General features: G+C 45.2%; 23 protein-coding genes and 1 pseudogene. 12 read left to right on the top strand and 12 right to left on the bottom strand.

The window, feature by feature from the left end; genetic code table 11:
- Positions 1-113 precede the first annotated feature (113 nt).
- A complete protein-coding gene (locus CVD19_RS09995) occupies positions 114-1106 on the top strand; it encodes an NADPH:quinone oxidoreductase family protein (RefSeq protein WP_101581719.1) in 993 nt (330 codons plus the stop codon).
- 258 nt (positions 1107-1364) lie between these two features.
- Here the strand turns inward: CVD19_RS09995 and CVD19_RS09990 are convergent, their stop codons facing one another.
- A complete protein-coding gene (locus tag CVD19_RS09990; protein WP_101581718.1) occupies positions 1365-1808 on the bottom strand; it encodes a threonine/serine exporter family protein in 444 nt (147 codons plus the stop codon).
- A 64-nt stretch (positions 1809-1872) separates the two neighbouring features.
- Positions 1873-2634: a threonine/serine exporter family protein gene (locus CVD19_RS09985; RefSeq protein ID WP_101581717.1), complete on the bottom strand. Its 762-nt coding sequence runs from the start codon at positions 2632-2634 to the stop codon at positions 1873-1875.
- Positions 2635-3025: 391 nt separating this feature from the next.
- On the opposite strand from CVD19_RS09985, the gene CVD19_RS24680 reads away from it, so the two are divergent.
- Positions 3026-3163 (top strand): hypothetical protein, encoded by a 138-nt coding sequence (locus CVD19_RS24680; RefSeq protein ID WP_180953577.1) that lies wholly within the window; start codon positions 3026-3028, stop codon positions 3161-3163.
- Positions 3164-3248: 85 nt separating this feature from the next.
- Here CVD19_RS24680 and CVD19_RS25405 read toward each other — a convergent pair whose 3' ends face one another.
- Together CVD19_RS25405 and CVD19_RS09970 are read right to left on the bottom strand one after the other, a co-directional pair.
- On the bottom strand, positions 3249-3818 hold the full coding sequence (locus CVD19_RS25405; protein WP_101581715.1) for a hypothetical protein: 570 nt from the start codon (positions 3816-3818) through the stop codon (positions 3249-3251).
- 237 nt (positions 3819-4055) lie between these two features.
- The gene (locus CVD19_RS09970; RefSeq protein WP_180953576.1) at positions 4056-4874 is read right to left on the bottom strand and encodes a YhcN/YlaJ family sporulation lipoprotein; all 819 of its coding nucleotides are present in this window, start codon (positions 4872-4874) and stop codon (positions 4056-4058) included.
- 205 nt (positions 4875-5079) lie between these two features.
- Here CVD19_RS09970 and CVD19_RS09965 point away from each other — a divergent pair, with 205 nt between their 5' ends.
- On the top strand, positions 5080-6432 hold the full coding sequence (locus tag CVD19_RS09965; protein ID WP_101581713.1) for a S8 family serine peptidase: 1353 nt from the start codon (positions 5080-5082) through the stop codon (positions 6430-6432).
- Positions 6433-6592: 160 nt separating this feature from the next.
- Here CVD19_RS09965 and CVD19_RS09960 read toward each other — a convergent pair whose 3' ends face one another.
- Positions 6593-7747, bottom strand: coding sequence for an acyl-CoA dehydrogenase family protein (locus CVD19_RS09960; protein ID WP_101581712.1), 1155 nt, complete (start codon positions 7745-7747; stop codon positions 6593-6595).
- A gap of 234 nt (positions 7748-7981) precedes the next feature.
- Between CVD19_RS09960 and CVD19_RS09955 the strand changes: the two genes are divergently transcribed.
- Positions 7982-9637, top strand: a complete 1656-nt coding sequence (locus CVD19_RS09955) for a glutamine--tRNA ligase/YqeY domain fusion protein (protein ID WP_101581711.1) — start codon at positions 7982-7984, stop codon at positions 9635-9637.
- Between the two features lie 351 nt (positions 9638-9988).
- Complete coding sequence (locus CVD19_RS09950) at positions 9989-10339, top strand: hypothetical protein (RefSeq protein WP_101581710.1); 351 nt, start codon at positions 9989-9991, stop codon at positions 10337-10339.
- A gap of 105 nt (positions 10340-10444) precedes the next feature.
- On the opposite strand, the pseudogene CVD19_RS09945 reads toward CVD19_RS09950, so the two are convergent.
- Positions 10445-11241, bottom strand: a pseudogene (locus tag CVD19_RS09945) (alpha/beta fold hydrolase).
- Positions 11242-11515: 274 nt separating this feature from the next.
- Here CVD19_RS09945 and CVD19_RS09940 point away from each other — a divergent pair.
- Positions 11516-11914, top strand: coding sequence for a hypothetical protein (locus CVD19_RS09940; protein WP_101581709.1), 399 nt, complete (start codon positions 11516-11518; stop codon positions 11912-11914).
- Positions 11915-12108: 194 nt separating this feature from the next.
- On the opposite strand, the gene CVD19_RS09935 is transcribed toward CVD19_RS09940, so the two are convergent.
- The 5 genes from CVD19_RS09935 to CVD19_RS09915 form a co-directional block, all read right to left on the bottom strand.
- Positions 12109-12738: a flavodoxin family protein gene (locus tag CVD19_RS09935; RefSeq protein ID WP_101581708.1), complete on the bottom strand. Its 630-nt coding sequence runs from the start codon at positions 12736-12738 to the stop codon at positions 12109-12111.
- A gap of 73 nt (positions 12739-12811) precedes the next feature.
- The gene (locus CVD19_RS09930) at positions 12812-14278 is read right to left on the bottom strand and encodes a 2-oxo acid dehydrogenase subunit E2 (RefSeq protein ID WP_101581707.1); all 1467 of its coding nucleotides are present in this window, start codon (positions 14276-14278) and stop codon (positions 12812-12814) included.
- Between the two features lie 389 nt (positions 14279-14667).
- Positions 14668-15684 (bottom strand): alpha-ketoacid dehydrogenase subunit beta, encoded by a 1017-nt coding sequence (locus tag CVD19_RS09925; protein WP_101581760.1) that lies wholly within the window; start codon positions 15682-15684, stop codon positions 14668-14670.
- Positions 15685-15718: 34 nt separating this feature from the next.
- Complete coding sequence (locus CVD19_RS09920) at positions 15719-16708, bottom strand: thiamine pyrophosphate-dependent dehydrogenase E1 component subunit alpha (protein WP_101581706.1); 990 nt, start codon at positions 16706-16708, stop codon at positions 15719-15721.
- Positions 16709-17235: 527 nt separating this feature from the next.
- On the bottom strand, positions 17236-17571 hold the full coding sequence (locus CVD19_RS09915; RefSeq protein WP_219620092.1) for an acetamidase/formamidase family protein: 336 nt from the start codon (positions 17569-17571) through the stop codon (positions 17236-17238).
- 251 nt (positions 17572-17822) lie between these two features.
- On the opposite strand from CVD19_RS09915, the gene CVD19_RS09910 reads away from it, so the two are divergent.
- The 6 genes from CVD19_RS09910 (at position 17823) to CVD19_RS09885 (ending at position 23580) form a co-directional block, all read left to right on the top strand.
- Complete coding sequence (locus CVD19_RS09910; RefSeq protein ID WP_101581704.1) at positions 17823-18152, top strand: MerR family transcriptional regulator; 330 nt, start codon at positions 17823-17825, stop codon at positions 18150-18152.
- 130 nt (positions 18153-18282) lie between these two features.
- Positions 18283-19572 (top strand): ammonium transporter, encoded by a 1290-nt coding sequence (locus CVD19_RS09905; protein ID WP_101581703.1) that lies wholly within the window; start codon positions 18283-18285, stop codon positions 19570-19572.
- 89 nt (positions 19573-19661) lie between these two features.
- Positions 19662-20636 (top strand): DUF294 nucleotidyltransferase-like domain-containing protein, encoded by a 975-nt coding sequence (locus CVD19_RS09900; RefSeq protein WP_257985088.1) that lies wholly within the window; start codon positions 19662-19664, stop codon positions 20634-20636.
- 16 nt (positions 20637-20652) lie between these two features.
- A complete protein-coding gene (locus CVD19_RS09895; protein ID WP_257985087.1) occupies positions 20653-21372 on the top strand; it encodes an exonuclease domain-containing protein in 720 nt (239 codons plus the stop codon).
- A gap of 14 nt (positions 21373-21386) precedes the next feature.
- Positions 21387-21632, top strand: a complete 246-nt coding sequence (locus CVD19_RS09890; RefSeq protein ID WP_101581701.1) for a MerR family transcriptional regulator — start codon at positions 21387-21389, stop codon at positions 21630-21632.
- Positions 21633-21915: 283 nt separating this feature from the next.
- Positions 21916-23580, top strand: a complete 1665-nt coding sequence (locus tag CVD19_RS09885; RefSeq protein WP_101581700.1) for a PAS domain-containing sensor histidine kinase — start codon at positions 21916-21918, stop codon at positions 23578-23580.
- 329 nt (positions 23581-23909) lie between these two features.
- Here CVD19_RS09885 and zupT read toward each other — a convergent pair whose 3' ends face one another.
- Complete coding sequence (zupT, locus tag CVD19_RS09880) at positions 23910-24719, bottom strand: zinc transporter ZupT (RefSeq protein ID WP_101581699.1); 810 nt, start codon at positions 24717-24719, stop codon at positions 23910-23912.
- Positions 24720-24939 lie beyond the last annotated feature (220 nt).

Here is a 24939-nt window from a genome sequence, read left to right as displayed (position 1 = left end):
CCTGTCCACAGACTTCTGCCTACAATTCTTCAATGTTCAAGAAAGTTTCTTTTTATCGATGCCGGTTTTTCCTTATAATGAGAATGTAACTAACCGAAAAGGGGTTTTTAAAATTGGACAAGCCATTTAAAGCATTTTTAGTCGACAAATCTGAGGACAATTTCACAGCTGGAATTAAGACCGTTGTTCTCGAAGATCTGCCCGCAGGCGATGTTGTTATCAAGGTTGCATACTCGAGCGTGAATTATAAAGATGGCCTGGCCAGCATTCCGAACGGTAAGATAGTAAGGAATTATCCGTTCATTCCCGGAATAGACCTTGCCGGTACTGTCGTGAGTTCAGCCGACTCCCGTTTTAAAGAAGGTGACGAAGTCATTGCGACCAGCTACGAAATTGGTGTTTCCCATTTTGGCGGATTTAGTGAGTTTGCGAGAATACCGGCGGAGTGGATCGTGCCTCTCCCTGATGGATTGACTTTAAAAGAAGCCATGATATACGGCACTGCCGGTTTTACCGCTGCTTTATCTGTCCACCGCCTCGAACAAAATGGACTTACTCCAGAAAAAGGCAAGGTGCTGGTTACAGGGGCTACCGGAGGCGTAGGGAGCATCGCGGTATCAATCCTGGCGAAGCGGGGCTATCATGTCGTGGCAAGCACAGGGAAAGAATCGGAACATGGTTACTTGATGGAAATCGGGGCAAAGGAAATCGTTTCCCGTGAGGATATATATGGGGAAAAAATCAAGCCGCTGGACAAGCAGCTGTGGGCTGCAGCGGTCGACCCGGTTGGCGGCAAAACACTGGCTGCAGCCTTGAGCAAGCTCGATTACAACGGTTCTGCGGCGGTCAGCGGCCTGACAGGCGGAACTGACGTGCAAACCACCGTTTTCCCGTTCATCCTGAGAGGGATTAACCTGTTGGGCATTGATTCCGTCTACTGCCCTATGGACACAAGGCAAGAGCTGTGGCATAGAATGGCGACCGACCTGAAGCCAGAGGGGTTATTGGACACAATCAAAAAAGAAGTCACGCTAGAGGAACTGCCGGCTTCATTGGATTCCATCCTTAAAGGTGAAGCGCGCGGGCGGACAATCGTGAAACTTTAATGCCAGCTATGTAAACTATTAATGCCCACCCCCCTGCTGGGGATTGGGCATTAATAGTTTACATCCTCAAAATAATTGGTTATTTATGGTGATAATATTATGCGTCTATATCACTTTTTAAAGACAATTTTTCCGTTTCCCTGGTGCATTTTGTCCTTGGGATCCTGTCTCAAAGACAGTTTAATTGTTTCCCTGAAGCTTTTTGGCCTTGACAGCCTGTCTCAAGGACATTTGTTCCTTGCAGCCTTGCCCTTCCTGCTATTGATTCGGGTTCAGCTTTGACTGGCGGATGACCTGGTTGATCACTTCGGAAAAAACCAGACCGATCGCGATCGCACCGGAAATCATCGTTGCTTTCGCCGCCAGCGCAACGGCTGTGCTATAGTCATTTTCGACGAAATTCCTCATCGCATCATACGCGAGACCGCCAGGGACTAACGGAATGATTCCGGCAACACTGAAAATGATGATGGGTGTCTTGTATATCTTGGCAAACACCTGGCTCGTCACCGTAATGAAAAACGAGGCAGCAAGGGTGCTGAAAACAGTACCAAATCCGATGTTCTCCAAAACGATGTAAACCATCCAGCCAAACATCCCTGACAATCCGCATTTAATCAAAGATTCCTTCGGTGCATTGAAAAGAATTCCGAATGCCGCCGAAGCGATAAAACTCGTAACAAGCTGTTCAATGTACATCATTTATATACTCCTCTTGACTGAAACGGCACCTGCGGCCGTTAAAATTTATCAACGAACCAGTTCCTTAAATAAAAGACAACACAACAGCTATCCCGGAGCCGATGGCAAATGCAGTCAATAGAGCTTCTGCCCCTTTTGAGATTCCCGATACCAAATGGCCGGCCATCAGATCCCTGATGGCATTGGTAATAAGCAACCCTGGCACAAGCGGCATAACTGACCCGATAATGATTTTATCCAGCTCATGGCCAAGCCCGGCCTTAACAAACGCGAATGAAATCAGCCCAATTAGGAAACTCGAAACAAACTCCGCAAAAAATTTGATTGGGACGAGCCTGTGGAACTGTATAAAAAATAAATAGCCTGCTCCCCCGGCAACCATGGAAGGAAGAAAATCTGGCCAGCCACCCTTGAACATAATCAAAAAACAGCCACTTGCAACTGCCGCAGCAAACAGCTGCAGCTGGACGGAAAATGTCAGGTTGGCTGATTCGATATCCTTTAACTGACGGAAAGCTTCTGCAAGATCCAGGTCGCCGCTGCTGATCTTCCTGGAGATGTTGTTTACCATTGCCACCTTCTTTAGGTCCGTTGTGCGATCCGATATCCTGACAAGCTTCGTCGTAACGGGCCCCTTGCCTCCTGAAGTAAAAATGATAGCGGTCGGTGTCACATAACTGTGTGTTTCCCCAACCCCGAACGCAGACGCCATCCTCATCATCGTGTCTTCTACCCGATATGTCTCCGCACCACTCTGCAGCATGATTTTCCCTGCCAGCAGGCAGGCCTCTATCGCCTCATATATTTGTTTGTCCCGCAATTCCATTTCCTACATCTCCACAAAATCTCTCATAATTTATTATTCAGTGTATAGCATAGTCCCCGCATGAATCAATTCCTATCAACTTTTATATGAACTAAATCGGGGAAACATGTTAAAAACACTCACAACGGGAAAAGAAACTATGTCAGCGAACCTGACAAAATAGCAGATAACCGTCTTGCGCTTTTATAAAATAACTTTAACAAAAAACGAAAGGGGAATTGTTACAATGCCGTTTTTACGTGAAGCCGTTGAGAAGCAGAGGCGATTTTTTATGAATCAACTAATCGAGAACGGCTTATTAAAACATTCTGACAAACCGGCTAATAAGTTCACCCTGACTGAATTGAAACATGCTTATAACAACTTTTGCAAAAAGGGAGTGCAAAAATAAATGAGGAACAATGAAGTGATTGAACTGGCAAAACGAATCGTGGAGCTTGATCTGCTCAGGGATCAAACCTGGAAAGAATTTGTGCAAATAACGGGAGACCGTGCCTATGAGCTTTTTAGGATGATCCAAAATAACTAGTGGGTTAAATCCCATTGAAAAAGGAAGGTTTGGCACCTTCCTTTTTTGCTGCAAAATCAGCGCTATGACCCAGTTGTTTTTGATGTTATTTTTCCGTTTTTTTTCTGAAACCTCCATAACCTGGGTAGCCGGTGCCCTTCTTGCCGAATTGGCCAATATCGCCATATCCCTTACAGCCACATCCTGATCCTCCCGGGCTAATGTCGCCATACCCTGGATTACCCGTTGCACCTTGGTTGAGCCCGCCGTAACTCGGTGAGCTGGTGGCTCCGAATCCAGCCTGGCCGAGCCCTCCGTAACCTGGGTAGCCGGTGCCATCCTGGCCCAAACCTCCGTAAACTGGAGAACCTGATCCTCCATAACCGGCCTGGCCAAGTCCTCCATACCCAGGGGAACCAGGTCCTCCATATCCGCCCTGGCCAAGTCCTCCATACCCGGGGGAACCAAGTCCTCCATAACCGGCCTGGCCCAGGTCTCCATAACCAGGCAAACCGGCATAGCCACTTTGTGGATAGCCACCCTGTCCATATACACCTGATCCAGGATAACCTGCTCCCTGGATCCCGTACTGAAGGGGCAACCCGCCCTGCGTGCGGCCTGTGTAAGGGAAACCATTGCTGCCTGGATAAGCTCCAGGGTAATTTCTTTTCCTCATCGCCTTCTCCTCCTTTTATAAATCACCAATAGTTTATGTCAGTGCAGCAACCCAGTCTGGATTACCACCTATGGCGAAAAATAAAAGGCTATCAGACGTACATATTTTGTTGGGCTTAGTACAGTGCACACGCTACAACAATCATCCCAATAATTGAAAGGGGAGACTACGGATTGTGAAGTCCTATGCACTTAATCAAAAAAATAGCTGCCGAACTTTCGGCAGCCTGCAACGTTCTTATCTTTCAAACATGGTGCGAACAGCATTATTAAAGTCTTCAAGCAGCCCATCAGTATTCCTGCCTGCACGGATATCATCAGCATAGTTTTGCAATCTGTTGTAATCATCCTCATTCAATGAAACGTAAACCCTGTGCACTTTATCATCCGCTGCACGAACCTGGTCAGCGATTTTTTGTTCCAAAGCTGTATTCACTGAGGTGTAATCATTGCCGTTTCCGCCAGGTGCCGCACCTTTATTCGTACCGTTACCGCCATTTGTACCATTTCCATTATCATTCGTCCCGCCTCCTCCGGGAGCGGCACCTGTATTCGTACCGTTCCCAACACCGTAGCTCGCACCGGTTCCATTTCCATTTGCATTGTCTGTCCCGTGTCCGTTGCTGTTTTCATTCCTGTTATTGTTTTTACCGGCATCTCCCTTGCCATCTATAATGCCATTTTCGATAAAGGGATTATCTGCGCCTTCCATTGTGTCATTGCCTCCGTTGTTGCCTCCGCCGCGGTTACCCCCGCGATCATCATTGCCGCCTCTGTTGGTATCGTCGTGTGCGAGCCGTACCGCTACATAAGCATTATTATTGGTGATAATGACATGAGCCTGTTCCACCTCATCCATGCGCTCTACATTTTCGGAAGCACGGTTTGCCACTCTCATTCTCTTGTTATTTTGACTTCCTTCATTTGCGTTGTTCGTCCGGGCCCTGTTTGTCTTGACCCGCCCATCCTCATTATCCAGGGCATTATTGTCTCCTTGGCATCCCGCCAAACTGAACAGGAAAATGGCTGAAACCAGCATGATCCACGCTTTTCTCATTACGGTCACTCCTTTAAATAAAGTTGCAACCATAGGATGCCAAGTTTCAGGCGAACTATTCTTTGAATGGGAAGTTCGTGCGACCAAGTCAGGTGTCTGAGCTATTCTATCAATTTGAAGTTCGTGTGAGCCAGCAGGTTTCTGAGCTATTATTTTTGGTTATATATTAGTGTCAGAATTTTATAAACTTTCTAAGGAGGTTTTTATGAAAAAGTTCAGTTTCCTGCTAGCCGTGATGTTCTTAATGAGTTTTATGTTCAGCGCATCTGCACCGGCCCCACAGGCCAAGTTTCTGTCTGCGGAGGTTGATCCAAAGCTTCAACAATTGCTAAAGAATCCTTCAAGCTCGGGGAACGTCGAGGCCATCATCACATACAAAGCATTCCCTGCATTGACTGATGTACAACTATTAAAATCTCTTGGCTTAAAAACAAAACCCTTTGACAATTTGCCGATGTTAGCTGTAAAAGGTGATGTTGGTGTACTCGCGAAACTCCTAGCTTCTGCGACCAACATTGCATCTGTCTATTTAAATGAAGACTTGCAATATTTTTTAAAAGACAGCCGCACGCTGATTGGCGCTGAAGCTGTCTGGAATGATCTTGGATATACCGGAAAAGGTGTCACGGTTGCAGTCATAGACAGCGGAATTGACGCTACCCATCAAGACCTGAAATTTGGCGAAAAAGTGATCCAGAATGTCAAGTTTTTGGCAGGCGACCTGTTCGGAAATGAACCACTTTACCTTGAGAATGTCGCCAATACGGACACGACTTCCGGGCATGGCACGCATGTTGCCGGAACGATTGCAGGAAGCGGGACTGCCAGTGATGGACTATATAAAGGTGTTGCTCCCGATGCAAAATTGGTCGGCCTTGGCGTCGGTGAAGGGATCAACATCCTTTGGTCACTTGAAGCCTTTGATTATGCTATCGAAAACCAGCAAAAATATGGGATTGACGTCATCAGCAACAGCTGGGGTTCAACCGGTGCATACACTCCGGACCATCCAATCAACGTCGCTTCAAAAAAGGCCCATGATGCCGGCATGACTGTTGTATTTGCTGCTGGCAATGAAGGTCCTGGCGAAAATACGCTTAACCCATATTCTGCAGCACCATGGGTCATCAGTGTTGCGGCAGGGACAAAGGATAAGCAGCTGGCTGACTTTTCGTCAAGAGGAGTAGCGGGAGACCAGAACCTCCATCCTGATATCACCGCTCCTGGAGTCGATATTGTTGCGGCCCGTTCATCCACAGGATTGGTGATGAATGCCCTTGGCACGGCAACAGATGCGACTTATATCGAAAACCCTGGCTACCTGCCTTTCTACACTACTTCCAGCGGAACGAGCATGGCGACTCCGCATATTTCCGGGGTCATCGCGCTGATGGAAGAAGCACAGCCTGGTTTGACACCAGACATGGCACTGGATCTTATGGTCCAGACAGCAGACCCTATGGCAGGCTATGAGCTTCCTGAAGTCGGGGCCGGCTATGTAAATGCATACAAAGCAGTGGAAAAAGCGGCGGCCGCTGCGACAACAGCTGCCAAATAAAGCTAGCAAGCAGCCACGGCTGCTGCAAACTAAACATTGAACACAGCATCCGTGTTGCTAGCACCAAAAACATCCGCGGCTATTGTAGTAAAATACACCCTAAAAGAAGCACCCTGCCTGTTATTGGCAGGGTGCTCTTCATGCAGTGCATACAATTTAATCAATCATTATTTTTAGCGATGGAATTCCGGGCCAGCATTTCAATCGTCATGTCATCCATTGGCGGGTTATGCAAACCTGCCCTGACATCCCGGTAATACCGCTGGAGCGGATTTTTCAGAGAGAGGCTCCTTGCACCGACTACCCTCATCGCCAGGTCAACCACCCTGATGGCGGCATTGGTTACGGCGAGTTTTACTGCACCCAATTCAGGCTGCAAAAGGTCCCGTTCTGCGTGATCAGCACGATCCCATTTTTCAGCAACTGCATAAAGAAAATGGCGTGCTTTCATCAGTTCCAGCTCCATCTCGCCGATCTTCTGGCGGACAGTGGGCAATTCGATGATGGAACCTGAAATACTGTTTGGTGAGTACTCTTTCGCAAATTGAATGGCATAGGTCTGTGCGGCCTGAGCGATCCCTAAATAGCATGCGGGGATATGAAGCAGCCAGCCGTTCGTCTTCCTGTCTCCCCCACTAAATTTCTCAACAAAAAATTCCGGCTTTACTGCCACATTTTCCAGGATCAGGTCGTGGCTGCCTGTCCCGCGCATAGCAATGCTGTCCCACGTTTCTTCAACCCGGACTCCGGCTGCTGACCTCGGAACTAAAAAGTTCCCTGTGTCGTCGCTATCCTTGATAGACGCACTGACAATGATAAAGTCGAGAACTGGTGCCATCGTCGTAAATGTTTTTCTTCCGTTGATTACCCAGTGGCCGTCTTTATGTTCGGCGGTTGTCTGAGGTTTGCCGCCTCGTGTAGGGCTTCCAGTCTGGGGTTCTGTAGCCGCAGCGTTAAGCAAAGCTCCCTTTTTCACTTCTTCACATACATACCGGAACAGTTCCTCGTCCCATAAATTCTTCTCTCCAAGATTTTTAATGATTCCCATATGCCAGCCGATCGATAAAGCGGTCGAGCCATCCCCTTCCGCAATCCGTTCCTGATGCCTGACAAACTCCGACAGGGAAATTTCTTTCCCTCCAAATTTTTTCGGAACTGTGAGGCTTGTATAGCCTGTACTTCTTAAATCCTCAATATTTTCATATGGGAAAATCCCTTTTTCATCTGTTTCAGCCGCCCTTTCATTAAAGCGGCTGGACAGGGTGCGCATCATTTGCAGGCGCTCACCGGAGGTGTCCAATTGCTGAAATTTCATATGCCGAACTCCTTTTCTATCTATACAACATTTGTTCCTTATTTTAATGTTTTCGTCTCTAAAGTACGAATATTAAGTTTCACCTTCTATCTTGTTTTACCTTGTGTTTTTTATGTAAAACCCGGATGGCGTCTTGTATTTCTTGTATTTTCTTATTAGTATAGAGTTCTATGGAAATGTATAATGGTAATAATTAAAATAGACATTACATACAAAAGGAAAGGCTGATACAGGGTGGAAGAGAATTCGAATTTTATAAAGACGATCATTAAAGAGGATTTGGAAAGCGGAAAGCGCGATAAAGTTGTTACCCGCTTTCCGCCTGAGCCAAACGGATATCTCCATATCGGGCATGCCAAATCGATCATCATCAACTTTGGGCTGGCTGATGAATTTAACGGTACGACAAATCTGCGTTTTGATGATACTAATCCGCTAAAAGAGGACCAGGAATACGTCGACGCCATTCAGGAAGATGTGAAATGGCTCGGATACGAATGGGAAAATCTATTTTTTGCTTCCGATTATTTCGATGAGATGTATGAGCGGGCAGTGCTGTTAATTAAAAAGGGAAAAGCCTATGTCGACGACCTGACACAGGAGCAAATCCGCGAGTACCGCGGTACATTGACCGAGCCTGGAAAAGAGAGTCCTTACCGGAACCGTACCATTGAGGAGAACCTTGACTTGTTCGGGCGCATGAAGGCCGGTGAATTCGAAAATGGCAGCCGGGTGCTGCGGGCGAAAATTGATATGGCATCGCCAAATATTAACCTGCGTGATCCAGTGATATACCGCGTTTCCCATGCAACGCACCATAACACTGGCGATAAATGGTGCATCTATCCAATGTACGCCTTCGCCCACCCTCTTGAGGATGCGATCGAGGGTGTGACCCACTCGCTTTGCACGACGGAATTTGAAGACCAGCGCCCACTTTATGACTGGGTGGTCGCTGAATGTGAAATGGAAGGCCAGCCACAGCAGATCGAGTTTGGCCGTCTAAATGTAACAAACACTGTCATGAGCAAACGGAAGCTTAAAAAGCTGGTCGATGAAGGGTTTGTGGATGGCTGGGACGATCCCCGCATGCCGACACTTTCCGGCTTGAGGAGAAAAGGCTATACTCCGGAATCAATCCGGGAATTCGTTAAAGCAACCGGCGTCTCAAAAGGCTCCGGGGCCGTTGATGAACAGATGCTTGAGCATTTTGTGAGAGAAGACTTGAAGTTAAAAGCACCGAGGACGATGGGTGTGCTGCGGCCATTAAAAGTTGTCATAACCAACTATCCTGAAGGCCAGGTTGAAATGCTTGATGCTGAAATCAACCCTGAAAATCCGGCAATGGGAATGCGGCAAATTCCGTTCTCCCGTGAAATTTATGTGGAGCAGGATGACTTCATGGAAAATCCGCCAGCTAAATATTTCCGCCTCTTCCCGGGCAATGAAGTGCGTTTAAAGCATGCTTATTTCATTAAATGTGAAGAAGTGGTAAAAGATGAAAACGGTGAAGTGGTTGAACTCCGCTGCACATATGATCCGGAAACTAAAAGCGGCACAGGGTTTACCGGCCGTAAAGTAAAGGGCACTCTCCACTGGGTGGATGCAACGCATGCCCTTCCTGCAGAATTCCGCCTGTACGAACCGTTAATCCGGGATGCCGATTTAAATGAAGAGACTGATGAAGATAAAACTTTCCTTGACTATGTCAATGAAAACTCAATGGAAATCCTGCACGGCTTCATCGAACCAAATATGAAGGATGCAAAACCCCAGGACAAGTTCCAGTTCTTCCGGCACGGCTATTTTAATGTCGATCCAAAGCATTCAACAGAAGAAAATCTTGTTTTTAACCGGATTGTTTCATTGAAAAGTTCGTTTAAGCTTTAAGATTTCAATGTATTGCAGCCTCAGGGCTGCTTTTTTTATTTAATTTGCTTAAAAAACAAGGGCAATTGGAAATCTTGAGGAGGCTACAGGGAAAATAATTTGAGTTAAATGAGGTTACCGGGATTATACACAAGTTACCGGGATTAAAAATGCAGTTACCGGGATTCAAAATGCAGTTACCGGGATTAACGCCAATGTACTCTTTTATTAGCGAAAAAATGGAGTCTCCAGGGAATCGGTTTGATTTCTGCTCCACATTTTCATGTTTAAAACCTTTTAATAATGGAACTATACATAATGAATGTTTATTGCTTACGTGAACGATTATAAACTTCGCCAGGAGGGAGCAGAATGTTAGACAGCTTTATTAATGAAAAGATCCAGATTAAGTTCAAGAATTTGCCCGAGGATTTGATTGGCCCTATCACAGGTATCTATCAGCCAAACGAGTGGTATCTTGTCAAATTAATTAAATCAGACAACATGGGGTTATGGGTCGAAAACCCCTGCTATATAAGGACTAGAACTGAAGATGACGAAGGTAAAGCGATTCCTGCGGACCAGCAAAAGGAAGAAACTTGTGTAAGCAATCTGCTGATCAGATGGGATTACATCAGTTCTGTGATCACTTTTCCAGATCATATATCACCACAAAAAGTGAAAGAAGCCAAGTTGATCGGTTTCAAACCGGACGAGGATTAATTCTTCCTATCAGCCCATTTAAAAACCTGCCCGAGTCAATTTACCAGGCAGGTTTGTTTTTTCATCTAATAAGCTGGATTTCCACATACAAAAATGAAATTGAAATCATTTTATCGACTCGAGAAAAGAGTCTAGTTTCTCATTGAACAATGGAGTCTCTTCTAAAAAGGGCAGTGGCAGCTATTTTCAAAGATTTCGAGCCGAGAGTTTGGAATGTTTTGTTTCAGTGTTCTCCGGCTGCCACCGGAATCAGCTTTTCTTCCCTGCCAAAGCACAATAAAGTCGGCAGCTTTATTTTGGGCAGGAACGGGCGGTAATCCACAACAGACTGGTCAAATAGAACGGTGCTTGCAATCGTCTCTGGCAATCTGGCTGTTTCCTCCAGCATCCAGGCAAAATCCTCGGCTGAAAGTTCTTCCTTGAACATTAGAGGGATAAATCCTTCAAGGAATCCAACCTGGTTGACCTGGATTTCCCTCATGAAATGAGTAAGAGTCACAAGGTCGAATGCACCGATTTCAAAATCAGGCCATTTAAAGTCGGAAGCCAGCTCATCTACAATCAGAGTGGAGTGAATATTCTCTTCCCCAAACTGCTTCAGATAATCCCACACAACGAAAGCCCCCATCGACCACCCGGCCAATGTAACATCCTTCAACTCCAGTGTGGTTATGAAGGTGTGCAGGTCACGGGCATAATTTGCTACGGTATGTCCTGAATTCACATGAGAGGAGCGCCCGCAAATCCAATGCGATAGCCCGGTAATTTTTAGAAAAATAAGGCATCTGCTTATGGAAAAAACGGCTGCTCATCCAAACACCATGGATAAAAATAATAGGCCTGCCTTCGCCTTGATCCTCGTAGTACAGCTCTACACCCTCTTCAATGTTGATATATGGCATCCTTGATCCCCCTTTCCGTCGAGAGCACCCTTTGACGAAGATATGCTTTAACTGTGTGGCGTATACTTATGACAATGCGAAATTCTTACTCCATGTTCAGAACAAAACATAGGGCTGCAGTGGCAGGAACTGCTTAAACCGTTCCCAAACGTCACCACTCGAATTTGGACAAGATATTAAGTGGGCTGTCCATGGGTTTTTGCCGTGCCATTCCACGTTTACCTACATAATTTGTAATGTGTTAAGACAAATTCACAAACAGGAGTGACGCCCAGTGTATCAATACAGTTTTAATCATGAGTATGTCCCTCAGCAATTTGACCCTTACGCATTTCATGGCGAGAGCCAGCAATTCAATCCTTATCTATTTCATGATCACAGCCAGCAATTCGATCCTCATGTAAATTATAACCAGAATCAGCAATTCCAGTATGAAGAGGCATTTGATCCATTCAGACAGCCACCCCAGCTTCAGGAACTCGAAAGAAGAGTAGATGTGCTTGAGAGGCAAAACCAGCGGCAAACACAGGAACTGACCAGGCAAAACAGTGAAATCGGCCGAATCAACAGGGAAATCAACAGGATCAATAGAGAATTTGGACGGATCAATCAGGAAATCACCCGTATAAACAGGCAGGTTGTCCGCCTTAGCCAGCAGATAGGCGGGCGGTAATTCATCCTAAGCAGCCAATCAGAGGATTTTTATTGCATAACATGAAAACGAAAGCAGCAGGAACCATATCCCAAGGTTCCTGCTGCTAGAGTAATTAAACATTCACCATGCAAATTCCTTTTTTTAGGAACTATTTTTTACCGAGTATATAGATTGAAAAAATCCGCTTGGATAACTTCCAAGCGGATTTTTTATTAGCTTTCTATAACATTTCCTTCTCCAGGAATCGGGTGATCTTTCAAAAGCTTGGCAAAATGAAGCAAATTGTATGCCATAATTTTTGCGTGCTGCATTGTGAATTCGTTTTGATAGCCTTTGGCTTCAATATAGGAAGGGCCTGGACCAGCTTCTCCAACCCAATACGTATCAACATTAGGAGGAATGGTAAACCCGATATGGGACAATGCATAGATCAGATAGCTTGAGACGTTTTTAGCGCCATCTTCATTGCCGGTTACCACCGCTCCTCCTACTTTATTATAATAAATGTACTGCCCTTTCCCATTCGTAAGGCTGCTCCCGCCATATAATCTTTCCACAACCAATGTCGCCAAGCTGCTTTGTTCACCAAGCCAGATCGGTGACCCAATGACCAGAATATCCGCTTGCTTCACTTTTTCAAAAATGACCGGCCATTGATCTTTTTCATTTACAGCCTCATTAGTAATGCCGTATCCAATGGAATAATCGGCCATAGTAAGAACTTCCGTTTCCGCCTCGTTTCCATCAAAAATTCTCACTATTTCGTCAATCAGTGCTCGGGTATTGGAAGGTTGTGTACTATCTTTAAGGGTGCAATTCAGGACTAACGCTTTTATTGTCATTGTTTCATCTCCTTAGGTCATAGCTACATGACTCTTTTTCCCTAAGGTAATGTTTAAAAACTTGTAAAAGCGATTAGTCCAATTCCAAAAGCAGGAGTTCCGGATCCTGCAATAACTTTTTAATGTGATTGAGGGCATTTTGGGCAATCACGCCGTCAATGACGCGGTGGTCATAACTAAGTGAAAGCGGCAGCAATTTTCCGATGGCAATTTCACCATTCCTTACACTCGGTTTTTCAAAGATTTCCCCTATTCCTAGAATTGAAGTTTCAGGGTGGTTGATTACAGGGGTGAACCATTGCCCGCCAACTGATCCTATGTTAGATATTGTACACGTTCCCCCTCTCATTTGGTCAGCAGTCAATTTGCCTTCCCTTGCTGCGGCGGTGAGGGATTCAATCTCTTTTGCAAGCATCGTGACGGTTTTCTGATCTGCATTTTTAATTACTGGGACAACCAGCCCGTTCTCCGTCTGTACGGCAATTCCGATATTATAGTATTTTTTATAAAGGATATTTTCTTCGTTGTCATCAATGGAAGCATTCAATTCTTTACATTCTTTCAAGGCACCTATCAGCGCTTTCACCACATAAGGAAGAAAGGTTAATTTAATATTCCTTGATCTGGCCTCTTCCTTAAACCGCTCCCTGTGTATGACCAGTTCCGTAACATCCGGTTCTGCAAAATGAGTGACGTGAGGAATGGTTTGCTTTGAATGTGTCATGGCTTTGGCGATTGCTTTACGGGCACCGGCAAACCTGACTACCTCAACCGCTTCGTGCGTTTCTGGGGATGTTTCAGGATCAGCCGTCTCACCTTTATCCTGTCCTCTTTCTTCGGCAAAGCGCAGAACATCCTCACGCTGTATTTTCCCATTAACTTCTCCCTGCAGTTCTTCGAGGTTGACCCCCTTTTCCCTGGCAAGCTTTCTTACTGAAGGCGTGGCTATAATCCTTGGCTTTTGATTTTCTCGATCTTCTGTTGATGTTTCAGTAAAATTGCAATTTGATGCCACTTCGGATAATGCCTCATTCGTTTCATCTTGTGCCTCTTTTTCAGACATGTCGGCGGCACGGCGCTTAACTGCTATTTGGATATCCTCAACCGTGGGTTCACCATTTTTTCCAGTTCCTGGAGTTGCAGCTAAATCAACGCCCAAATCCTTTGCCAGTTTACGCACCCGTGGAGATGCTTTTACAAATGACGTGTTCACCGGCAGTTCTTGCTGGACAGATGGAAACGTATCCTGAGTGAGATTCTGGTTTCCAATCTGCCTCGCAGACCCATCACCCGAAGCTATGCTGGCAAGCACTTCGCCAACAGCGGCGACTTCTCCTCTTTTTTTGTGGATTTTTACAATGACCCCATCTGTATCTGATTCGATTTCAGAAACTGCCTTCTCTGTCTGGACCTCTACGAGTACATCCCCTTTTTTTACATAATCCCCTTTTGACTTATACCAAAAGGTGATAAGGCTTTCTTCATCTGTATTAGATAATCGAGGTAATGTGATTTGATGTATTGTTTGTGTATCCTGCATTCCGATTCCTCCCAAAAAAGAACAACAACTTGTTAATTGTTAGTTTAATTGTTAAATAGCAGCTACCTACTGTCCTGGGCACTCAAAGCGACCAAACCCTCTGAAAATTAGTGGGAAGGTTTACAGATATGGCGTACTCTCTAATAGAACTACTACAATCGCTAATAGAACTACTACAATCGCTAATAGAACCGAAATTTATTAACTATACAGAACAAAACCTGCAAAATCAGGCTCCTCTTTGGTAAACCGGCTGCAACCGCAAATAGAACCAATAGCATAGCAAATAAATCTACAACAATCGCTAATTGAACCTCCGTTAACGAAACTATCTGAAATGGATAAAGCGGCTATTCTAACACCGAACAGCCGCGATAATAAACATAAATCTATTCTTTCGTTAACTTAACTACTGCATCGGCAATTTTTTGTGCGTTCGGAATGATGTAGTTTTCCAGTTCACGGCTGTATGGAATCGGAACATTCGGAACCGCAAGCCTCTTGACTGGTGCTTCCAATTCATAAAGTGCTTCCTCGGCCACAATCGCAGCGATTTCCGATGTGAATCCAAAGGATAGATAATCTTCATCAACCACTACCAGGCGGTGAGTTTTGCGCACAGAATTAAGGATTGTTTCCTTATCGAGCGGAACGAGTGAACGGATATCAATGATCTCCGCATTGATTCCCTGCTTTTCAAGCATTTCGGCAGCTGCAACTGCCTGGTGTGTCATCATTTGGATTCCCACAATGGTTACGTCTGTTCCTTCACGAACAACCTTCGCTTTTCCAAGCGGAACGGTATAGGATTCTTCAGGCACTTCGCCAACTGAATAATCCACCTGGTCCATCCAGCCCAAGCCCTGCAGCGTCTTATGGAACATGAACACGACCGGATTATCGTCACGGATCGCGGATGTCATCATTCCTTTTAAATCATAAGGAGTAGAAGGAGCAACGACTTTCATCCCAGGAAGATGGGCGAATGTTGCATAAAGGGTCTGCGAGTGCTGGGCAGCATCACTGTAGCCGCCGCCCACTGCCGTCATCAAAACCATCGGCAACTTCACCGAACCGCCTGACATATAAGGAATTTTTGCCATATGGTTATAAATCTGGTCCATACAGACGCCGAAGAAGTCGACAAACATAAGTTCAACGATTGGCCTCATTCCCTCGGCTGCTGCACCAACTGCCGCTCCGATAAATGCGGTTTCAGAAATAGGTGTATCCAGTACTCGTGTCGGGCCGAATTTATCAATCAATCCTTGCGTTGCACCAAAAATTCCGCCGTATTTGCCGACATCCTCACCCAGCACAAACACGTTCTGGTCCCGCTCCATTTCCTGGGCAATTGCCTCAGCCATAGCCTTGTTCCCTGTTAGCATACGTTTGGTTGTTTGCATTTCTTGCATTCTATTCAGCTCCTATCATCGTAATTTAGCAAAATACATGTTCCAATGCGGCTTCAGGCAGCGGATATTTACTTTCCCTGGCAAATTCGAACGCAGTGTCCACCTCGTTTTTTACTCTTTTATCCAGCTGTTCGATTTCTTTGTCAGAAGCAATTCCTTTAGAAAGGATATAGGTCTTTAATTTAGAAATCGGATCTTTTTGCAGCAGCGCAGGGACTTCTTCCTTTTCACGATATAGCTCAGGGTCACCCTGGAAATGGCCAAGAAAGCGGTACGTTTCAATCTCAATAATCGATGGGCCTTCTCCGCGGCGGGCTCTTTCAACCGCTTCCCCTGAAACACGGTACATTTCCAATGGATCATTGTCCTTCACAAGGTAGCCGGCTGTGTTTTCATATCCAGAAGCGCGCTGGTCATTGGATGAAATCGCTGTTGATGCAGTTTTTGGAACAGAAATGCCCCAGGAATTGTTCTCTACGACAACGATTAATGGAAGCTTCCAAAGCGCCGCCATATTCAGTGTTTCATGGAATGCACCAGCATTCGCGGCTCCTTCGCCAATAAATGCTACTGCAACCCAATCCTTGTTTTTCTGTTTCGCGGCAAGAGCTGCCCCGGCAGCATGAGGAACGCCTGCTGCAACAATGCCCCCGCAGGAAAATTTCACTTCAGGGTCGAACAGATGCATATGCCCGCCCTTTCCTTTGCCAAGGCCGGTTTCTTTTCCAAAAATTTCAGCAGTCATCTTCTTCAAGTCAACGCCCTTTGCAATCGCGTGATGGTGAGGACGATGAGGGGAAGTAACTGTATCTTCCTTCATTAAATGGGCGCAAATCCCGACTGCGGCCGGTTCTTGTCCATTGGACAGGTGCATTTCTCCTGGTATAGGGCCAGCACCAATATTAAAAACTGGTTTCTTTCCTTCCGAGTACGCTTCAATAATGTTCTCTTCGTAATAGCGGCTTTTTACCATTGTTTCATACATCCACAGCAGCTTTTCCTTTGGAATGGACATTATGTAGCCTCCTTTATAGAAATTGGTGAATTGATTATTAACTAATCGTTATAGAAAACGCTTTCATTATCATGTGAAAAAATTACATAAAATTTGTAATTCAATTACGCCACTAATATTCATCTTCCTAAAAAACGCTAAACTCCTCCCTCCTTCTTAACTCAGGCTCTTCTATATGTAATGCCGGCTCGAAGTAACACCAATACTCAAATTCTAGAAATCATTCTAAAAACCCTTCGTAATATTTTGTAATATCCTGAAAATGTTTTTAAGGAAAAATATCGAATTCCAATGTAGTCAGGAACCTTTCCCACTTCTTTGGTAATTCCCCATCTAATAATCCCGAACGTGCTTTAGTTCTGTTGTATGTACTCGAAAAACACCCGTGTTTATAGATATAAGCAAAATCTTGGCTGGTCGTTATTGCAACCATGGTATCATATCATAATTGAATAGGGACTTCCTGTTATTTTTCGATAGATTACTTCAGAAGACGACAAAAAAGAAAGGCATAATGAAATCCAGGTTCATTTTGCCTTCCTTCTATTATATTGGTCACCATCTCCCATTGAAGCATGAACATCTCCTAAGGCAAAGAGCGCGCCCGGGACATTGACCGGAAGATACACAATCGAACCTTTAATGATCACATGGTTGTCGATATTTCCGCCGTGGTCACCAGGATGTCCCGTCGGAACATCCTCTCCGGCTGGAGCAGTGCCGATTACCCCTACCATCGGGTCAACATGGAAATGGATGCGGTCATTGAACTTTGCCAGTGAGCTGTTTTCAATTGGAACAATCTTTGCCGCAGTTTCAGCACGGTGAATCAATACGCCCATTTCAGGCAGAGTACTGATCACCCCCCAGTCGCGCACACGGATATCATTGATTTCAACCTACAGGGGAGTTTTCCGGTAGCAGGCTCCGTTTATACGTATGTCCAGAGGGGCCTTAACAATATATTTACCGGTTTGACAGTTTCATGGGACAGATTATTTCATACACTTTAATGATAATAATTTTGTATTTTTCTAAATTTCTTTAAACGTTAGATAATATAACATATAATGTAATAAACATGATACATTCAAACAGGGATGTGGTGAATTTAATGGGAAATGATCCGTCTTCTTATAAAGACAAAAAGGTGATTACCATTGGAATCGTAAGGGAATTGACGGGACTTTCTGAAAGGCAGATACGTTATTATGAAGAAAGGAAGCTCATTTTTCCCGAGAGATCATCGGGTGGAAGCCGAAAATATTCCTTCTCGGATGTAGAATTGCTCATGGAAATTGCAAATAAAATCGAGGAGGGAGTTCAAACCCACGAAATTCGCCAGGAAATGGTGCGAAAACAAAAGGGACAGACGAAAGAAGAGTTGCGCAAGAAAATGATCCAGGGGCAGATCAACGCCCAATTCGGCTTCCGCAAGCCCTAAATACCTGTTTATTTTACTGAAAAATCAAAAACAATGTGAGATAACCTGACATAACAATAGAATCAACTTCCCAAACCCAGTAATATCTGATGTAACAAGTTTTTACATCAAATCTGGAAGGGGAATCATAATGGATGATACTTTATTTTTAATGAACAGTCTGTGGGTAATGATTTCAGCGGTCCTTGTAATCTTGATGATGGGAGGTTTCATCCTGCTCGAAACGGGATCGACGCGAATGAAAAATGCCGGACATATTGCCGGGAAAACGATTCTTACATTCGGTATATCGTCAATCATCTTTTGGGCAGTCGGCTATGGCCTCATCTTCGGGGAAGGCAATGCACTTATTGGGTTTTCTGATTTCTTTTATTCCGGATATGATATTGAAGGTATAAGCTTATCCGGCGCCGTTTTCTTTTTGTTCCAGCTTGCCTTTGCAGGGATTTCCCTGACAGTCGCTTTCGGCGGTTTTGCTGAACGGGCGAAGCTATCAGTCTATCTGGTTTTCGCATTGTTTTTCTCAATTCTGGTTTATCCGCCGATTGCACACTGGATTTGGGGCAGCGGCTGGCTCTCGGAACATGGAAAGCAGGATTTTGCGGGTTCCACTGTCGTTCACTTAACAGGTGCTATGGCAGCTCTTGCGGCAACTATCCTTCTCAAACCACGCATCGGAAAATATAATAAAGACGGCTCTGCCAATAATCTTAAAGGGCATAACCAGGTTTTTACTGCATTGAGTGTATTGCTTTTATGGGTAGGCTGGTTCGGATTCAACGCAGGAAGTACTGTATCAGTGGATGCCGGATTCTTTGGTTTTGTTGCCGTAAATACAAACCTTGCCGCTGCGGCCGGCACAGTGGCCGCCCTTATTATTTCCTGGACCGTGACAGGTAAAGCAGACGTGCCAATGATGCTGAACGGCGCCCTGGCAGGACTGGTCGCAATCACAGCATCCTGTGCCTTTGTAGATACGTGGGCAGCTGTTGTGATAGGCTTTATCGCCGGAATCCTCGTGTTTTACAGCATCCGTTTCTTCGAAAGCAGACGGATCGATGACCCGATTTTTGCATTATCTGTCCACGGAACAGCTGGCGTTTGGGGAACTTTGTCCACAGGGTTGTTCGCCACGAAAGAACTGGCAGCAGTCGGGAAGCCTGGTTTATTTTACGGAGGCGGTTTTGAACAGCTTGGAGTCCAGGCTTTAGGCGTCGTAACATGCGGAGCCTTTGCATTCATCGTAGCCTTTGCCATCCTGTCCATCATGAAAGCTGTCATGAACGGCCTGCGGGTAACCGAAGAAGAAGAAATTATCGGGCTGGACATGAGCGAACATGGGAGCTATGGTTACCCTGAATTGCTGCAGCCGGAGCAAAAGCTTAATATTGTCAGCAACCAGCGCCCTCAGGCTAATTAGGGATAGAAATTCTCAGGTGGCGGTCCTCCCTTCTATTAAAAAATGGGGAGTGGCCGCTTTTTAGATTTTCATAAGGAGGTGGGGCATAAATGATGTCCTGCAACACCTATTCAGAAATCCGGATGCTTCGCGACCATTATATGAACAACGGAAAGCTGAACCATGTGGAATTAAACAAATTCCATGATCACATCATGCACCAAGTCGTATCGCTGTCTGTTGCCCGCATCTCTAAAAAATTAGGGGCTTCACCCTCCCTTTTTTCTTTCTTCGTAATGGGGAGTGCCGGACGGTTTGAACAGGCGGTCTGGAGTGACCAGGATCACGGAATTGTTTATGAGGATAACGGTGAGGATGCGCAGGAATATTTTTTAACACTCGGAAAAGAAATATCTGAAGGGCTTTCTCAGGCTGGGTATGCCTTTTGCGATGGCGGGGTCATGGCTAGCAACCCCCTGTGGTGCAGATCACGAACCACCTGGAAACAGCAATTGGATGACTGGGTCAGCGAAACCTCCTGGGAATCCATCCGGCATTTATTAATTTTTATTGATGGAAGGCCGATTTACGGTGAGGGTTCCTATATAGATGAATTAAAGCGACTAGTCTACAAATCGGTTCGGAATGAAAATATGCTTCACAGGCTGCTGGACAACACGATGCACGTCAAAAAAGGAGTGGGGTTTTTAGGCCAGTTGTTAGTGGAGACACATGGCAAATATACAGGTTCCTTAAACATAAAGGAAAAAGCTGTCCTCCCCTATGTCAATGCCGCACGCCTTTTGGCCTTAAAAGGGGACATCCTGGAAAACTCCACCCTGTTGCGTCTTAAGCACCTCCCTGAAAAAATAATGGCCGTCCGGGACCGGAGCCTTTATGAACAGCAATTTTTAAGGCTTATGGAATACCGCCTCTCAATGGGCAACCATAAAGACTATGATTCAGGGCATTACCTGGCGGTCGACAGCCTCACAAAAGAGCAGAAAGACGTGCTTAAGGAAATCATTAAAAACGCAGCCCACCTTTACCAGCTGGCAAGAAGGCAAATCGAAAAGGACGATTGAGATGGGGGTGCATGAGATGATCCAATATATAAGGCAAATGTCCGGAAAAATTGGCTCAAGCATCTATGCAGGTGTCCAGGGCCAAACCAACCCGCAGCACATTTCTTTTTTAAGACAGCTTCAAAATGAACTGAAGGCTGCGAACGGCCTGGAGTCACCCCTTGATGAGCTTGAGGTGGTCGTATTTGACCTGGAAACGACCGGATTTTTTCCCGATAAAGGTGACTATGTCATTTCGATAGGTGCGGTTAAAATGGTGGGGGACAAACCAATTGCCGATGACACCTTTTATTCCCTCCTAAAATCCGAAAAACCTCTTGACGAACGGATCTCATCGCTTACCAATATTGGTGATGAGGATCTGCGCAGCGCCCCTGACGCTTCAGATGTGCTGATCCAGTTCCTGAACTTCATTAAAAGCAGCATTCTTGTTGCCCACCATGCGAAGCATGAACAGTCCTTTATGCAGAAAATGACGTGGGATTTAATGCGGTCACGTTTTGAACACCGAATCATTGACACGTCATTTCTTATCCGCCTTGAACACCCTCAGGCTTCATCATTGACACTCGACCAGGCATGCCTCCAATGCGACATCGAAATCAAAGACCGCCACCATGCACTCGGGGATGCAAAAATGACGGCGCAGTTATGGGGTTATTACATTAATAAGGCAAAACATATGGGGTTCAGGAATCTCGGGGAAATATATGAATACCTTGCCAAACTAAGATAATTGGAGGACAATTCATGGTTCTGCAAATCCCATATAATGAAGCGTTGTTTCCAATCAGTGTTGTCAAGACGCTCACAGGGTTAACAGGTCGGCAAATCCGGTATTATGAAGAAATCGGCCTGATCCTGCCAGCCCGGAATGAAGGGAACCGCCGCCTGTATTCCCTGAACGATATTATCCGCTGTCTGGAGATTAAAAAAATGATCGGCCAGGGCGCCAATATTTCTGTCATAAAGGCTTTCTATGAATCCAAAGATTAAGAGGAAATGCAATTGGATTTTCGAACCTCAATTTATCTTGCCAACAAATATAAGCATCCCAGCGGACACAAGCAGGGGGTGCTTCATTTATTTTTCAGGCCTTTAGCAAAACAACAGATCATCATGTTTTTCACCAAACACACATAAATTTACATATCATGACACGAATTAAGTGTTATAAAATAGAATTAGTACTACAATGTTTGTACCTGGATGGTTTTACTACTATTGCCAACGTGACAACTAGTATAGAAACTTTCAGAAATGGGGCAGGGGTTTTTTCATGAAGAAAAAAAAGCTTATCTTATACATCCTGGCTAGCATCATCTGGATCTTTGGCACGAACTTTCTCGTCGATCACTACATCCCTTCGTCATACATCCACGTTGCCGAAAGGGTTAAAGAGGTTTTTTATGTAGTTGTAACGGGCTGTTTCTTCTACATTATGCTGAACAAGACGGAAGCGTTTCATGCTGCGAAGGTAGAGGAAGAGCGCTTATCGACGCTGATCAATTCAATGGTCGACTTTGTCAATTTTAAAGACGGCGAAGGCAGATGGATCGAAGCCAATCAATTCGGTTTGAAGTTGTTCCAGCTCGAGAATGTGGACTATAAAGGCAAAAAGGATTCTGATCTGGCGGAGCATACCGTATTCTATGGCGACGCCCTGAGATACTGTGAAATATCGGATGAAGAAGCATGGCAAAATGGCGGCGTCACACGGGTTGAGGAAATGATTCCACTCCCTGATGGAACAGAGAAAACGTTCGATACCATTAAGGTTCCGCTGTTTCATCCGGACGGGAGCAGGAACGGTCTGGTCATCATCGGCCGGGACATTTCCGAGAGAAAGCATGTGGAAAAATTGCTGGAGGAGAGCCAGGAGCAATATAATTCGCTGTTCCTGTACAGCCCTGATATCGTTTATGTCCTTGATATGGAGGGGACGATCACAAACTTGAACCCCCAATTTCAAACGGTCACTGGCTACCCTGTAGCCAAATATATCGGAAAAAATATAAAACACCTGCTAAAAAAATATCGTAGGCATCCCGCTGTACAACATATTTCCGGTGTAATCGCGGAAAAAACACCCCGAATTTCGGAGGTCGAATTTAAACGGAGCAATGGCAGCACAGTCACGCTGCAGACAACCTCCGTGCCAATCATCGTCGACGGCAACATGAAGGGTATCATCGGCTTCGGGAAAGATATCACGCAAATCAAACAGACAGAGGAACGCTTAAGAAGGACGGAGAAGCTGTCAGTCGTGGGAGAGCTGTCAGCCAGCGTTGCCCACGAGATCAGGAATCCCCTTACTTCCCTGAAAGGCTTTGTACAGCTTTTGAAAATGGAAGATGAAAAACATCAGCTTTACTACCAAATCATGCTGGATGAATTGGACCGCATCAATCATATTGTCGGTGAATTGCTGTTATTGGCAAAGCCTCAGCAGCTAAAGTACACGAAAGCTGATATCCAAAATATTTTATATGATGTGATCTCTTTATTGAAGACCGAGGCGAGCATGCTGAATGTCCAGCTCGATTTCATTTATGCAGGACATATCGAGATTGATTGTGAACCGAACCAGCTGAAGCAGCTGTTCATCAATATCATCAAAAATGCGATTGAAGCATCAGCTGGCGGCGGCGAAGTAAGTATCACCCTGTCAAATCCTGATGATGATAATGTTTCCGTAACTGTGCGTGATAATGGTTACGGCATTTCTGAGGAATTGCTGCAAAAAATCGGGGAGCCATTCTACTCTTCAAAGGAAAAAGGCACCGGGCTTGGTTTGACCGTCAGTTTCAAGATTGTCGAAGCGCACAATGGCACGATCAAATTTAACAGTGAAGTCAATGAGGGGACAGAAGTCGTGATTGAATTGCCGCTTAGCAATAACAATGTTTCCGGACAGCGTGAAGCGGTGGAATTGGCACATTGACATCCTGCACCAGCTTAAAATTATTCAGCAGAACAAAGACCGGAGATTTCGGTCTTTGTTCGATTTCCTCTGCCCTTTGTGAACTGCCCATTAAGTCTAATTTACGACCTAAGAAGCCATATTTTCACCACCGGTGGAATCATCGATGAACCTGAAGTACGGAATGAATATTCCGCACAATGGCCCTGTGCAAGTGCGAATGTTCAGCCAGTCCCTCCGTAAAGTTAATTGTACTCCTTGCATTCTTTCATCCACAACACCAAAAACCCTATACAAAAATAAAACCCACCCGATAATTTCAGGTGAGTCAACATCAATTCTTCGATTTATCAGATGAATAGTAATAGACTGAGCGCCATGACTGCCATCCCGCCGATTAGACCGTAAATTGAGGTGTGGGCCTCGTCGTACTTTTTGGCAGCAGGCAATAATTCATCAAGAGAAATAAATACCATTATTCCAGCAACTGCAGCGAAGATCAACCCAAACATGATATCGTTCAGAAAAGGCATCAGGAACAAGTACGCTACAAAAGCGCCAACTGGTTCTGAAAGACCAGACAGGAACGAGAGCTTAAATGCTTTTTTCTTATCCCCTGTTGCAAAATAGACCGGCACCGATACGGCAATTCCTTCCGGGATGTTGTGGATTGCTATCGCAACGGCGATCGCGATGCCGAGAGCGGGGTCCTGAAGGGCCGAGGTAAAAGTGGCGATTCCTTCGGGAAAGTTATGGATTCCGATTGCAAGGGCTGTGAAGGTTCCCATCTTGAGCAATGCGGGATCTTGCAAACCGCTGTTTGGAATGCTCATGTCCTCAACAGTCTTAAGTTCATGCGGGTTTCCCTGCTTTGGAATGAAATTATCAATTGCTGCAATTAACAGCATCCCGCCAAAGAACCCGGCCACCGTAATCCAGTTGCCCATTTCATTTCCTAACGAATCAACAAGGGCAATCTTTGCCTTCACAAAAATCTCAATCATCGACACATAGATCATCACCCCTGCAGAAAACCCCAGCGCCAGCGATAAAAATTTCGTGTTCGTCCTGGACGTGAAAAACGCGAGGATGCTTCCAATACCCGTAGCCAGACCTGCCATTAGGGTCAAACCAAAGGCAAATAACAAATTCTCAGTCATTATTTTTCTCCCCTTTACGAATGATACTCAGTGAAGAAACTCACGGGATGGCAATGAATTGAAAGACCATGGCCGGTACAACTATTAGCAGGAGAAATTATCCCACCATCTTACCCGCAATGCTGGCTCCCTGGTGAATTTATTAATGTAATTGTATGCACCAACAAAAAAATGTTTCCTATAGGAAACATTTTAACTATACGTAAACTTGACCGTCAAA

The organism is Bacillus sp. T33-2 (genome assembly GCF_002860205.1).
Classification (GTDB): Bacteria; Bacillota; Bacilli; order Bacillales; family Cytobacillaceae; genus T33-2.
This window is presented reverse-complemented; position numbering and strand designations above follow the sequence as displayed.

Excerpts from the sequence above, each read along its gene's own strand:
- zupT (WP_101581699.1), bottom strand. The coding sequence starts at position 24,719 with ATGACTGAGAATTTGTTATTTGCCTTTGGTTTGACCCTAATGGCAGGT.
- CVD19_RS09895 (WP_257985087.1), top strand. The coding sequence starts at position 20,653 with ATGATCCAATATATAAGGCAAATGTCCGGAAAAATTGGCTCAAGCATC.
- CVD19_RS09905 (WP_101581703.1), top strand. The coding sequence starts at position 18,283 with ATGGATGATACTTTATTTTTAATGAACAGTCTGTGGGTAATGATTTCA.
- CVD19_RS09910 (WP_101581704.1), top strand. The coding sequence starts at position 17,823 with ATGGGAAATGATCCGTCTTCTTATAAAGACAAAAAGGTGATTACCATT.
- CVD19_RS09970 (WP_180953576.1), bottom strand. The coding sequence starts at position 4,874 with ATGAGAAAAGCGTGGATCATGCTGGTTTCAGCCATTTTCCTGTTCAGT.
- CVD19_RS09930 (WP_101581707.1), bottom strand. The coding sequence starts at position 14,278 with ATGCAGGATACACAAACAATACATCAAATCACATTACCTCGATTATCT.
- CVD19_RS09920 (WP_101581706.1), bottom strand. The coding sequence starts at position 16,708 with ATGTCCATTCCAAAGGAAAAGCTGCTGTGGATGTATGAAACAATGGTA.
- CVD19_RS24680 (WP_180953577.1), top strand. The coding sequence starts at position 3,026 with ATGAGGAACAATGAAGTGATTGAACTGGCAAAACGAATCGTGGAGCTT.
- CVD19_RS09960 (WP_101581712.1), bottom strand. The coding sequence starts at position 7,747 with ATGAAATTTCAGCAATTGGACACCTCCGGTGAGCGCCTGCAAATGATG.
- CVD19_RS09935 (WP_101581708.1), bottom strand. The coding sequence starts at position 12,738 with ATGACAATAAAAGCGTTAGTCCTGAATTGCACCCTTAAAGATAGTACA.
- CVD19_RS09900 (WP_257985088.1), top strand. The coding sequence starts at position 19,662 with ATGATGTCCTGCAACACCTATTCAGAAATCCGGATGCTTCGCGACCAT.
- CVD19_RS09985 (WP_101581717.1), bottom strand. The coding sequence starts at position 2,634 with ATGGAATTGCGGGACAAACAAATATATGAGGCGATAGAGGCCTGCCTG.
- CVD19_RS09925 (WP_101581760.1), bottom strand. The coding sequence starts at position 15,684 with ATGCAAACAACCAAACGTATGCTAACAGGGAACAAGGCTATGGCTGAG.
- CVD19_RS09965 (WP_101581713.1), top strand. The coding sequence starts at position 5,080 with ATGAAAAAGTTCAGTTTCCTGCTAGCCGTGATGTTCTTAATGAGTTTT.
- CVD19_RS09885 (WP_101581700.1), top strand. The coding sequence starts at position 21,916 with ATGAAGAAAAAAAAGCTTATCTTATACATCCTGGCTAGCATCATCTGG.
- CVD19_RS25405 (WP_101581715.1), bottom strand. The coding sequence starts at position 3,818 with ATGAGGAAAAGAAATTACCCTGGAGCTTATCCAGGCAGCAATGGTTTC.
- CVD19_RS09950 (WP_101581710.1), top strand. The coding sequence starts at position 9,989 with ATGTTAGACAGCTTTATTAATGAAAAGATCCAGATTAAGTTCAAGAAT.
- CVD19_RS09890 (WP_101581701.1), top strand. The coding sequence starts at position 21,387 with ATGGTTCTGCAAATCCCATATAATGAAGCGTTGTTTCCAATCAGTGTT.
- CVD19_RS09990 (WP_101581718.1), bottom strand. The coding sequence starts at position 1,808 with ATGATGTACATTGAACAGCTTGTTACGAGTTTTATCGCTTCGGCGGCA.